The 12,581-nt window shown below is 39.9% G+C and carries 13 protein-coding genes; 12 read left to right on the top strand and 1 reads right to left on the bottom strand.

The window, feature by feature from the left end; translation table 11 throughout:
- The first annotated feature begins 15 nt into the window (after nt 1-15).
- The 3 genes from LEP1GSC050_RS20065 (at nt 16) to LEP1GSC050_RS20055 (ending at nt 3,230) form a co-directional block, all read left to right on the top strand.
- The gene (locus tag LEP1GSC050_RS20065) at nt 16-1,299 is read left to right on the top strand and encodes a hypothetical protein (RefSeq protein WP_010570149.1); all 1,284 of its coding nucleotides are present in this window, start codon (nt 16-18) and stop codon (nt 1,297-1,299) included.
- A gap of 414 nt (nt 1,300-1,713) precedes the next feature.
- Nucleotides 1,714-2,826, top strand: a complete 1,113-nt coding sequence (locus tag LEP1GSC050_RS20060) for a sensor histidine kinase (RefSeq protein ID WP_010570148.1) — start codon at nt 1,714-1,716, stop codon at nt 2,824-2,826.
- Entirely contained in the window at nt 2,823-3,230 is a 408-nt protein-coding gene (locus LEP1GSC050_RS20055; RefSeq protein WP_010570147.1) for a response regulator, read from the top strand. The genes LEP1GSC050_RS20060 and LEP1GSC050_RS20055 overlap by 4 nt, the downstream gene beginning before the upstream one ends.
- Nucleotides 3,231-3,335: 105 nt before the next feature.
- Here LEP1GSC050_RS20055 and fabZ read toward each other — a convergent pair whose 3' ends face one another.
- Nucleotides 3,336-3,827, bottom strand: a complete 492-nt coding sequence (gene fabZ, locus LEP1GSC050_RS20050) for a 3-hydroxyacyl-ACP dehydratase FabZ (protein WP_020987939.1) — start codon at nt 3,825-3,827, stop codon at nt 3,336-3,338.
- A gap of 259 nt (nt 3,828-4,086) precedes the next feature.
- Between fabZ and LEP1GSC050_RS20045 the strand changes: the two genes are divergently transcribed.
- The 9 genes from LEP1GSC050_RS20045 (at nt 4,087) to LEP1GSC050_RS20010 (ending at nt 11,803) form a co-directional block, all read left to right on the top strand.
- Nucleotides 4,087-5,250: a sialidase family protein gene (locus tag LEP1GSC050_RS20045; RefSeq protein WP_010570145.1), complete on the top strand. Its 1,164-nt coding sequence runs from the start codon at nt 4,087-4,089 to the stop codon at nt 5,248-5,250.
- Entirely contained in the window at nt 5,247-5,861 is a 615-nt protein-coding gene (locus LEP1GSC050_RS20040; RefSeq protein WP_010570144.1) for a hypothetical protein, read from the top strand. The genes LEP1GSC050_RS20045 and LEP1GSC050_RS20040 overlap by 4 nt, the downstream gene beginning before the upstream one ends.
- Nucleotides 5,854-6,399, top strand: coding sequence for a hypothetical protein (locus LEP1GSC050_RS20035; RefSeq protein WP_010570143.1), 546 nt, complete (start codon nt 5,854-5,856; stop codon nt 6,397-6,399). The genes LEP1GSC050_RS20040 and LEP1GSC050_RS20035 overlap by 8 nt, the downstream gene beginning before the upstream one ends.
- 146 nt (nt 6,400-6,545) lie before the next feature.
- Nucleotides 6,546-6,746 carry a DNA-directed RNA polymerase subunit alpha C-terminal domain-containing protein gene (locus tag LEP1GSC050_RS20030; RefSeq protein ID WP_010570142.1) on the top strand — a complete coding sequence of 67 codons (201 nt, stop codon included), beginning with the start codon at nt 6,546-6,548 and terminating at the stop codon, nt 6,744-6,746.
- Nucleotides 6,747-7,106: 360 nt separating this feature from the next.
- Nucleotides 7,107-8,645, top strand: a complete 1,539-nt coding sequence (locus tag LEP1GSC050_RS20025) for an MASE3 domain-containing protein (RefSeq protein ID WP_010570141.1) — start codon at nt 7,107-7,109, stop codon at nt 8,643-8,645.
- A gap of 1 nt (nt 8,646) precedes the next feature.
- A complete protein-coding gene (locus tag LEP1GSC050_RS20020; protein WP_020987916.1) occupies nt 8,647-9,015 on the top strand; it encodes a response regulator in 369 nt (122 codons plus the stop codon).
- A gap of 464 nt (nt 9,016-9,479) precedes the next feature.
- Entirely contained in the window at nt 9,480-9,848 is a 369-nt protein-coding gene (locus LEP1GSC050_RS21190; RefSeq protein ID WP_010570139.1) for a heavy metal-binding domain-containing protein, read from the top strand.
- A gap of 326 nt (nt 9,849-10,174) precedes the next feature.
- On the top strand, nt 10,175-10,606 hold the full coding sequence (locus LEP1GSC050_RS21185) for an HAD-IC family P-type ATPase (protein ID WP_232225848.1): 432 nt from the start codon (nt 10,175-10,177) through the stop codon (nt 10,604-10,606).
- A gap of 27 nt (nt 10,607-10,633) precedes the next feature.
- Nucleotides 10,634-11,803, top strand: a complete 1,170-nt coding sequence (locus LEP1GSC050_RS20010; protein ID WP_040911960.1) for a serine hydrolase domain-containing protein — start codon at nt 10,634-10,636, stop codon at nt 11,801-11,803.
- Nucleotides 11,804-12,581 lie beyond the last annotated feature (778 nt).

The raw sequence follows: 12,581 nt of genomic DNA, 5'->3' as shown, positions 1-12,581 counted from the left end.
AACCGAGGTTAAAACGTGAATGATTCGACTATATGCGACGAAAGGATTGCCGATGTTCTGAATGATACATGTTCCTGCTCTTCGTTGGATATCGATAAGTTGAATGAAGGTCCTTTGAAAGCCGTTCATAGCCCGATTCCCGCAAACCAATTTTTTTCGGAGACACCTTCGTTTATAAACTTATCGGAAGTAGAAAGAATGAAGGACATTCTGCACTCGATTCGATCCGCCTTGCAGCTTCCTTCGATTAGGAACGAATTCTTAAAGTCGTATCCTAGAGAGATAACACGCCGCAACAGCGAAGGTGGAGTCTTTTTAAGTCTGGATTTCCATAGAACTTCCGACGGACCAAAGCTGATTGAAATTAATACGAATGCCGGCGGAGCATTCCTGCAATTCAAGCTAATGACGGCACAGATTCGTTGCTGTAAGGCGGTCGACCTAGCGTTACCGAATCTCAACGAACTTAAAGGACTGAAAGATACTTTCTTTTCCATTTTTATTGAAGAATGGTCGGCAAACGGTCATTCCGGTTTGCCGAAGGTAGTCGCTATCGTTGATAATAATCCTCAAGCTCAGTTTTTATATTCAGAATTTCTTTTGTTTCGAGATTTGTTTCAATCGAAAGGAATCAAATGCATAATTCTATCCCCCGAGCAAATCGAAAGAAGGAACGGGAATCTTTATTTCGAGGATCAAAAAATCGATCTTATCTATAATAGACTTACGGATTTTCATCTATTCTCTCCTGAATGCGCCCATTTGCATTCCGCTTGGAGTAACGGAGAGGTTGTTCTTACTCCGAATCCAATGGATTACGATCTATTCGCAAGGAAATCAAATCTCGTATTTCTATCGGATTCTACATTTCTTAAGTCGGCGGGATTGGACGAGCATTCTTTGGAAATTCTGGAAAGATCTATACCGAAAACTAGTTTCGTCAATCCGGACAAGTCGGTCGAAATTTGGAATAAAAGAAAGTCAATTTTTTTTAAACCGGAGGAGGGCTTTGGAAGCAAGGCGGCCTATTGCGGCGGCAAGCTGACCAAAGGGAAATATAATGAAATCCTAAATGGCGATTACATTTATCAAGAATTAATTCCTCCTTCGGTTCGGACTACTTCGATATCCGGAACGAAAATTGGAATGAAAATGGATTTAAGAGCATATATCTATAGGAATGAAATATTGCTATTCGCTTCCCGTTTGTATCGGGGTCAAACGACTAATTTTAGTACGAAAGGGGGCGGATTTTCGCCAGTATATGTCATGCCTGATATAGTTCAAGTATTGAATTAGAAGACCGAACCTAATTACTGTTTTCACACGGATAATCATCCTCCGATCCGGATTCACCTAATATCGGTTATCTCCCTTCAAGCGATAATGTATTTTCTCTTTTACTCATTTATGAATTTTCATTCATATATTATATCGGCTTGTTCTTGAAATTAATACGAATTACATAATAAAATGATACTTCCTGTTAAGCGAAATCGACATTTATTTCCAAAGGGGAGACTTAAGTGTTCACCCTTTTAAGTTAAAAAAGGAATATATAATATTAACATACTTAGAATTTATAATGGACAAAGCTCGTACAATAAACTAATATCTTTTTTTACTTGATTTTTGGGAAAAAACGGAATTTCCTTTCGGAGATAAATAAAGCGGATATCGAACATCGGAGTTCTCAGTCGAGGCTTTTGAATAATGAATGAAGCAACAGCAAAGAGAATTTTTGAGCACGGATTTTCCTATATATTCGATGAAATTGAAGACTACGCCGTTATTATATTAGATCAGGATGGATTTATTCAAACATGGAATATCGGAGCTGAGAAGCTTAAAGGATATTCGGCGACAGAAATTATAGGAAAAAATTTTAGCATTTTTTATCCGAAGCAAGAGCTGCAAAATGGATTGCCTATAGATTTGTTGGAACAAGCCAGACTAGACGGCAAGGCTCGGCACGAAGGCTGGCGAGTTCGGAAAGATGGATCAAAGTTTTATGGAAATATCCTGATTACTGCGATTCACGACGATAATCGGGATGTGGTGGCGTTTATCAAAGTTACTAGAGATATGACGGAGGCGCGCAGGTCTGCCGATATATTGAAAAGGTATAACGAGGAATTGATTGCGAAAAACAAGGAGATGGAGCAGTTTACGTATATCACTTCGCATGATTTGCGTCAACCGTTGAATACGATCGGTAGTTTATTGGAGATTTTGGAAAAGGATTTTGAAAAGGACTTTTCGGAAGAGAGTAGATATTTTCTTAAAGCCATCGGTGCGTCCGTTGAAAGGATGAAAGTTCTTATTAAGTCGCTTCTCGATTATAGTCGGATCGGAGTTAAAAGGAAGCTTGAGATGGTTGATTGCAACGGGTTAGTTCACTCCGTCCTTGAAGACTTGATTTCTCCGAATGATAAACGAAATGTGGAATTACATATCTCCGCTCTTCCTTCGATCCGGTGCTATGCGTTGGAGCTTAGATTATTGTTTCAGAATCTCATCGGTAACGCGATCAAATACGGCAGAAACTCGTTAAAGACGACAGTTAGTATAGAGGCTCGAAAGATCGATGACGGCTGGGAATTTTCAGTTCAGGATAACGGAATCGGAATCGACAGTAGATATTTTGATAAAATCTTTTCGCTATTTTATAGATTACATAGAGATGAAGAATATGAAGGAATTGGAATAGGCTTATCCCATTGTGCGAAAATTATAGAATTGCACAAAGGTAAGATATGGGTGGAGTCGGAACTAGGAGTGGGAAGTAAATTTATATTTTATATTCCGGAGTCTATTGAGATATGAGAAAAATTGCGGGTCTAGAAAGAATCCTTCTGGTCGACGACGATGAGATGGCGAATTTTATTCATCAAAGAGCCATTAAAAAGTTGGACTTGGATGTTCAAGTGGATGTAGCTCACGACGGTCTTCTTGCTATCGATGTTTTGAAATCAAATCGGAGTCCCAATTTGATTTTTTTAGATATTCGAATGCCTAGAATGGACGGCTGGGAATTTTTAGAAGAATACCGGAAATTAAACGCTAGTGATAAGGAAAGGATCATCATTCTGATGCTTACGACTTCCTTAAATCCAGACGATCAGGAACGTTCGCAGAAATTCTCAGAAATTTCCTTATTTATCAATAAGCCGTTATCGCCGGAGAAATTGGAGACCATCCTGGAACAATTTTTCAAGAATCCAGTATAGGAATTAGAATCTCAGGCTTATGTTCCCGTCGGAATATAAAGAGTAAAAATCCCGTGAACGGATATCCTCGGAGGGTTTTTTAAAAATATCGAATATTATAAAGTTTTATCGATTGATTAGCTTTGTCGGAATTATTGCAAATTCTAAATCGCAACGACAGCTGACCTTTCCGTCCACCGAGGCCTCCGCGTGCGCGGACACTCGTTTTGGATCTCCTTTTTGATTTCTTTCAATCTGGAATTTAGTAGCTTCCAACCGCAACTGGTCCCCTGGTACAACGGGGGATTCGAACGTGCAATTATTGACTTTGGAGAAAACTCCAATTTTTTCGCCATTTTCGCCGAAAACAGTAGGGTCGCTCAGAGGCAGAAATAATCCCGCCGCTTGCGTAAGTGCTTCCAGCTGCATAACGCCCGGCATTAATGGAACTTCCGGAAAATGTCCTTGAAAAAAGGGCTCGTTGACCGTTACGTTTTTGATCGCTACTATTCGATCTTCCTCTAATTCGATGACTCTATCTACCATTAAGAAAGGAAAACGATGCGGTAGAATTTTTCTAATTTCACCTATCTTAACAGGCATCTTCAATTTACTCATTTACATATGGCCTTTGATGAATCTATTTTTAGAATCCGAAATGAATCAATCAAAACAAGCGAAAATTAATTCGTTTTTCTTACATGGATCGGTAGAGGTTGGTACTGCTTATTTACCGATTCTCTTAACATTTTCTACTTTTTTTCGTATAAAATTTTAATTGAGCCTTTGGTTCTCTTCGGAGATGAAGGATAGTGAGATTTTGTGATTTTGAGAATTCCAACAGTTATGCCCGTTTATTTCAGGCGGGCGCCATCGTATGAAAATTAGAATTCCGATTATCTTCTTTTATTTCGCTCTGCTCTCTCTCTTCTTACTTTATTCCTGTTCGACGATAGAAAGGAGAGCCGCATCGACGGAAAAATTTCTGGAAATAAAAGGAGTCGGAGCTTTCGGAATTTTCGATCCTTCCGTCGTCATGGATCGTCAATTAAACAAAATTTACATGAGTTATTCGGCGGTTGATCCTTCCTATCGGTGGCCTGTCGAACATCCTCATACGGTCAGCACTCGATTGGCTTATTCCATCGATAAAGGTCTAACATGGAACGATTCGGGCATTGTGATAAACGAAGCCGAAGATGAACTGGGTCAAAAATTGAGTTTAAAGCTATTCGGTCGATCGCCTAAACCGATGACTTGGAACCAGGAGGTTTCATCCCTAATCTTTGACGCAAGCGCGCCTCGATCGGAAAGATGGAAATTATTTTGGCACCGGTATCCTCTGATCGACGGTGAAAGAAAATTCGAGTACGGTTGGATAGCTTTTAAACAGGCGGAATCCCCGGAACAATTAGCTATCGCGAAGGAGATTAAATTATTTTCCGGAAAATACTATGATTCTGCAGCAGACCAATATCTAGGAACTCCTCAAGTTCGGTTAAACGAAATCCATTCGGAGCTACGCGATTGTGCGGCTTTCACTGAACCGTCTGCTTTTATCAGGGAAAATAGTTTATATCTAGCGCTATCTTGCGCGGATGGAAATTTGCCATGGAACGGTCGCCAAATTTTGCTGAGTCGACGAGACGGAAACTGGAACTACGCGGGCATTTTACTTGATAATCGACGTGACTCGGAGGGGCTTCTTATCGCCGGCAATTCTTTTACCGGTTTCTCCGCGCCCGAATTAATTGCCGTCCGGAATAAAACATATTTAATCGTTACTCCAACCACGAACGATGAGAATCCTGCCTATCACGGTTGTATGGTCTTCGAGATCGAAGACTTGGAATCTGCAAGGATTCTAAGGGAAGCTAAATCTCTTAAAATCAGTAAAGTTATTCCTGGAAATTCAGAATTGCATAATGGAGCTTGCTCCTACTTGAATGTTAGTTCGGAAACGGGAGGATTCCTCCTAAGTCAAGCTTATCCGGATTCCGTTAAAGTTTTTAGAATAGTTCGGACTGAGATAAAACTTTGAAATTCGATAAGTTTCGGATGATCTTTCTTTCTCTTTTTGGTTGTCTTTTGTTTTCCTGTGCGATCTTTCGTGCCGATCGAAATGCAAGGAACCTTACGGATTACCGAAAGAATAAATTCGGAACCGTATCCTTTGAGCTGGTCAATTGGCGAACCGAGGAAATCGAAGGAACTCTCGCGGGCGAGACTATGATTTCAGTTTTGGAAACGAGCGCTCAATTTCGAAAATTTAAGAATGAAGTAGGGTCCGACGGTTGGTACGTTCAAGTGGTATTGGAAAAGTATCCCGGTAACAAGGAAATGGGGGGACAGCTAAGCGATAGGCCCGGACGATTTCTATTAAGCACAATTAATAATTTTATCGCGAGCAATACATTTCTTTTCTTCCCTGTGCTACTGAATTTAGAGAGAAAAATATCCTTTCTCGTATGGAAAGGAGAAAAGTTGCGAAACGAGTACGTTTATCACAGCGATGCTTGGGCAGTTTTGGGATGGGGAACATTATTTCTATTAATACCCTCCGAGTCCAAATATTTACGATATGATATGGCAAGAGTTGCCCGATTATTTCTGTTCGATGCCGCCCAAGATAACTTATTGCACGATGAGTAAAGTTCTAGCTCTCTTTATATTTCTTTCTTTTTGCGATATAGCTTGCGTAGGTTTCGGAGACTTACGAAACTCCGGAAGTTTAAATACGAATCCGGATCGTTCGGTCAAGCACGGGTTAGGTCTGCAGTTTATAGCCTGGTCGGATCAAGGGCGCTATATTCCTGAAATTCGATCGAGATTGGAAAAAAACGGGTTTATATTCCAGAATGGAACGTCAACCAGATTGGAAGTAATTTTGGAAGAGGGAGGTACGACCAGGGCGATTCTAAGGATTTTAAATCTAATCGCTACGTCGGCGACAGGATCTATTTTTCCATTCTATAATCAGGTCAATTATAGTATTCATTTTCGAGTCTTTGAGTCGGGGCGTTTAATGAATTCCTGTAGTTACGATTTACGGAACAACGAATTTTTTGGAATCTTGTTGACACCACTAGCTCTCTTTAGATCTTCGCCTTCATCTTTATCGGATATTATCGCTGCGTCCGTCGATTTATATTCACGAGGCTGTGCGATAAAATCTGAGAATAATCCATAATGTTTATTGAATATATTGAAGGACATTCTTCTTGTCTCTTTTGGGGGAACTCTCGCTATGGGAATCGCCGCATTTGTCGGAAAAATTTTCGGCGTAGTTGTTTAAATTACCGCTCTACGGAAATTCTTGTTTATTGAGACTTTCGAATGCAAATCGATCTGTTATTCCTAAAAATTGCAAAACCGGCTCAGCGAGCATTACAAAATGCAGGGATCAAAACTTTAGAGCAGCTGGCTGAATTCCGGGAGGATGAAATTCTACGACTGCATGGGATCGGCGAGAATGCGATGTCAGTTATTAAATCGACTTTAAAAGAAAACGGACTTTCGCTTAAGAATACTCTATAATATCGGTATCGCTCGTCTCGAATCGATATGAGACGATTGTCTCGTTAGTCCTGTGATTATTTGATAATTATCAAATAGTCGTAATATTTTAGTAGCTGGGCATTTTACAACATAATCGAATATTGATAAAAATTCTCTCATGTTTTTAGTGGTAATTCGTTTGCGCTTCGGTCTTATATAATTCGTATGTTGGATTTCTTTACGTTTGCATATTGCGATTTTGAAATAATTTTGAGAAGCGATAAGGGAAAAATTCGGGCAGGGTGAAGTGGAACGTATCATTCGAAGGAAATTATGCTCATATATTTTCATTATATTCTATAATGGAAAAGATAAGATTAGCCATCCGGGGATTCTCTTGTGAATAAAGATATCCTTTTGTCTCCATTGAAGAATCCGTATCTGTTGTTAGTAGGAGTTTTGATTCTATCATCGATTCCGTTTCCTATCATTGTCCAGTTGCATGAATCGCTTTCTTCTGAAATTGATCATTCTTCATATCTCCTTTTTCATAATATTACGGAATTTTTTAGTATAGTTGTTTCTCTGTCGATTTTCGGAGTATGCTGGTTCACGTATGAACGTAGCAAGGATGACCATGCCCTTTTTTTGGGAACTTCATTTCTTGCGATCGGCGTTTTGGATTTTATGCATACTTTGGCCTATTCGGGCATGTCCGATCTTGTGACCCCAAATTCCGCCAATAAGTCCACCCAATTTTGGATCGCCGCAAGGTTTTTCAACGCCTCCGTCTTCCTCGTAAGCGCTTTCATTTATTCAAAGAAGAGTCTTCCTTGGCTGACTAAATCGAACCTACTCTTGTTTTGCATTTGCTTTACGGGGACGATCTTTGTTGCTATTATTTTTTTCCCTTCGTATCTGCCGGCTACGTTCGTCGAAGGCGTCGGTTTGACTCAATTTAAGAAAGTATCGGAATATGTCATCATTCTTATCCTGTGTTTGTCGATGATCGCTTATTGGAGACGATGGATACTAACGAGAGAATCGGAGATATTGTATTACCTGGCGGCTTTTATACTTTGCATCTTCGGAGAATCGGTCCTATCCGTTTATCATAGCGTTTTTGACGAGTATAATGTATTAGGGCATATTTATAAAGTACTTGCCTTTTATCTAATATATAAAGGAACGTTTGTAGCATCCGTCATTCGCCCTTATGATCAGGTGGCCGAAGCGAATGTAAAACTTCAGGAAAAGATACTCGAACATGAGTTGGCCGAGGAAAAAATCCTACAATCATTACGGGAAAAGGAAACTCTGATTCGCGAGTTGTATCATCGAACTAAGAATACCTTGCAGATAGTTCGGAGTATGATCGTTCTCCAGGCCGCGGATTATCCGACAAACGAAGATCTTCAGTTAGTCGTGAAGAAGACGGAAGATAGAATTCAGGCGATTTCCCTGGTTCATCAAATGTTATACGCCACGCAGGACTTATCCCGAATATCCGTTAACGAATATATAAACCAACTATTCTCTCTTGTCGTGGATAGTTTTGCTCTCCCTAAAGGAAAAGTGACCCTAAAAACTGAAATCGAAGACCGATTCTTTTTAATCGATACGATAATTCCGATCGGGTTAATATTAAACGAACTAATTACAAATTCCTTAAAATATGCGTTTCCCGGGGATCGGAATGGAATCATTCACATTTCTCTCGCGAAAGGGGACTCGCTGCAAAATTTCCTACTTCGCTATTCGGATAACGGGATAGGTTTCCCGGATGATTTCGATTTTCGTAATCAATACACTCTAGGTCTGAAACTGATTTACGGTATTGGGGAATTGCAAATGCAAGGTCGAGTCGTCATTAATAATGATAAAGGGTTCAATTTTCTATTGGAATTTCCGGACAACCTTTATAAGGCGAGGGTATAGAGTGAAGAATCAGATGCGTATTCTTCTAGTTGAGGACGAATTGTTAACCGCGATGTTAATCGAACGAGAATTGAAAAAGGCGGGATTTATCATTTTCGAACACGTTACCACGGGTGAAAAGGCATTAACGAGCGCCGATCGAAATCCGCCGGATTTGGTATTGATGGATATTATGTTGGCAGGCGGGTTGGATGGAATCGAAACCGCTTCCCGATTGAGATCCAGGGTCGATGTTCCTATCATATTTATTACGGGATATACGGATTTGAGTATTCGAGCCCGTGCTGAGAAGATTTCGCCGCTAGCATATCTAGTAAAACCGATCGAAATGAATAATTTGAAAGCTATTATTGCATCTTGTTCTTCCTGAACTATCCGTATTCGACATCATGACAACATCTAAATCTTTGTATTTTGTATAAATGTTGACGATTCTCCCAAAAAAAGAGAGTTAACTGGAATATTCCGTATTTAGAATTTAACTATTTGATTAAATTTCCGTATTAAATACGAATTCACTTCCTTTTTAACGATTTAAACAAGAGAGACATTTTTACGTTAGATATCGAAGAGCGAAATGATATCGGGAACGCATCCTCCTTAGGATTTAAGTTAAAGTTTATTCGCTTGTATTAGATATTTTCCGTTTCTTTTATGTAGAACTCGTCGAGTTTTTGCATTACTTTTTGAATTCCACTTAAGCTATCGCCTTGCCGCCTTGCGATTGATAATAGTCAAACATAGTTTAATTATTTGAATGGATTAATTATCAGCTTCGAATATCCTATTGAATACGTTCGCAAATGTTTCGTTAGATTTGTCGAAGGAATGGATATGAAAGATTCTAAAATGATTCGTAACTCTTCTCAGGGTAGTGAAATTGGGCCGGAGAATTCTAACTTGAGAGAGACACCCGAATATGAATTTGTTTGTCCGATGCACGAGCAAATTGTCCAGAATTCTCCGGGAAGATGTCCTATTTGTAACATGACTTTAATTAAGCGTGAAAAATCCGCTAAGTTCGATGCCACTTCTTCTAGATTCTCCAAGGCTCGCAGCATAGACGGCGCTTCGGATACGTTTGCCGTTTCTAACAAGCGCGAATATGTCTGCCCGATGCATCCGCAAATACGTCAGGATCATCCCGGGGATTGTCCGATTTGCGGAATGGAATTTGTTCCGGATAATGATGCACATGGATGAGAATGATTTTGCCGTTCGTAATTTATTTCGTAAATTGGTTTTGTCCTCCTTTCTTTCAATTCCCATCATTTTCATAGCAATGGCGGAAATGTTTATTCCGCATGAAATATCCCGGATCACGTTCGGCGCGGGAGATTGGATTCAGTTTGTATTATCTTTTATCGTTTACTTCGGTCCCGGATACTTTCTGATTCAAAAAGGAGTGAATTCAGTTATTTCAAGAAAATTGAATATGTATAGCCCGATTATGATCGGAGTTAGCGCTGCGTATTTTTTTTTCGGTGACGGCTATTTTCTTTCCGGTAATATTTCCCGATTCCGCACGTATGCTCGGCAAAGTCGGTCCGTATTTCGAAGCCGCAGTAGTGATATTGTCCCTAGCGTTATTGGGAGAATATCTTCAGGCCCGGGCTCAAAGAAGAACCGGAGATGCGATTCGGAGCTTATTGGGCTTATCTCCTAAGACGGCAAATTTGATCTTATCCGATGGATCCGAAAGAGAAATTCGAGTAGAAGAGATTAAGGTAGGAGATGCTATGCGGGTTAAGCCCGGTGAAAAAATTCCGGTGGACGGCGTGCTCGAGGAAGGCAGTAGCTATGTCGACGAATCTATGCTTATGGGAGAGCCGATCCCGGTCGGAAAAAAGCGAAGTGATACGGTTTTTGGAGCGACGACAAACCGAACGGGAACCTTTGTCTTTCGCGCAAAGAATGAGCATAAACGAATTGAAATCCCTCTCGTCTCCAGTCCGAAATGAAGTATTTTAAGGGTGGGTTAAAAGAAAGTGAATAAATTAGGATATCGATATATAATTATATTATCGTATACTACTGTCTTTATTTTATCCATGTTGGACTGTAGTAGTTTTATGGAAGATCGATACGAAAGCCAAAAATCGAAAATACGATTTTATTTAGAAGAACAAATCTCACAGAATAATACCCCGGGTATTCAGTATGTTGTCGTTAAGGCGGATTCGGAAATTTTTCGTTTCAACGGAGGCTTGGCCGATATCGCCTCTGGACGTCTCATAAACGATAAAACCACTATGATGATATACTCGATGTCAAAACCGATTACTGCTATCGGTATACTTCAATTGGCGGAACTTGGTAAGCTCTCCCTTGATGATCCTGTGATTAAATATTTGCCGGATATTCCTTACGGGAACCGACTTCGGATTAGACATTTACTTTCTCAAACTTCCGGGATTCCTAATCCGCTTCCATTGAGGTGGGTACATCTCAAAGAGGAGGATGGCGCTTTTGATGAAATTTCAAGTTTACGAAGTATATTAGAAAAAAATCCCGACTTGAATTTCGTTCCGGGACAGAAATACAGTTATTCTAATATTTCTTATTGGCTATTGGGCCGGATTATAGAGAAGACATCCGGTCTCGATTTCAAGGAATATATCCGTAAAAATATATTCGGTCGTTTACATATCCCGAGGAATGAAGCCGATTTCGCGATTGTCGAGCAAGCGACTTATTCAAAAGGTTATATACGAAAGTGGTCCGTTATAAACTTATTTAAGAAATTTCTAATAGACCAGAAGTTCGTAGGGGGGTATGAACAAAATTGGCTTCGTATTCGGGATCATTATGTCGACGGCCCCGCATTTGGAGGCGTAATTTGCACTAGTAACGCGATTGTCTCGATTTTACAAGATCTTTTAAGAGATAAATCCAAGCTAATCGGCTCCGAAATGAAGCGTTTACTTTTTACTCAACAATTGAATAATAAAGGAGAGCCGATTGAAATGACGCTCGGTTGGCATATTGGTAAGCTCGATCAAATGAGATTCTTTTATAAAGAGGGTGGAGGCGCCGGTTTTCACAGCGAAATGCGCATATATCCTGATTTATGGATTGCCACAGTCGTGCTCACAAATAACGGAATTTTTGACACTAGATCTTTTTTAAATACTATCGATACGGAGTTCCTCCATTAAGAGTTTCACCTCTAAAACGAAATTCATTCAAAATGAGAACTATGATAAAATTATTCATTTTTTTATTTATACATTTGTGCTTCAAGAAGTTTAGCATTGAGCGTTGCGGCCCATAGGGCGCATTTTCTTGGAAATTTCTTATACCTTTCGAAAATTTCTTGAATTTGCGGAATTCGATCCTTCATACTCTAAAGACTCTATGCAATTGAGTTCGAGTTCGCAGTGCACTATCGTAAAACAAATCGGTCAGTATATTTCGAGCTTATCGTAGAACATATTTCCATGTAATTTTGCAACGACAATTTACGGAGGAAGCCGGTCGTTCTCCGAATTCTATTAACATTCTTACGATTTGGACGGAAGTAAGCATTTTGTCGAGCAATGGTGACGGGAGAAACTGTAAGGGAAATGATTTTTATGATTAAATATTGTCCGCGAATTCTATATTTTATATTTTGTGTAATTGTTTTGCTTTGCACATCCTGCATAGGACAAGATATACAAGAAGAATTCTATAAGGTTAGAGGAGATAAGATCAAAAGGGATGATGCAAAACAACTTTTGACCGGCGATATTGCCGCACTGCAGCAAAGATGTCCTCAGTTCGGTAGCTCCGGATATAACTGGACAGCGAGTTATTCGCTAATGTTTGCAAGCACTCCCTGCGGAGGTCCAAGCTCCTCGTCAAGTTCATCATCGGGTTCATCTAAGCCGACATCGGCTCAACAGAGGCAAGCTGATTCCTTAACAGGATGTGCTAATTACGACTATCTAGATA

Source organism: Leptospira broomii serovar Hurstbridge str. 5399, assembly GCF_000243715.2.
Taxonomy (GTDB): Bacteria; Spirochaetota; Leptospiria; order Leptospirales; family Leptospiraceae; genus Leptospira_B; species Leptospira_B broomii.
Note: the sequence above shows the minus strand (reverse complement) of the source record. Positions and strands in the feature narration are given on the sequence as shown.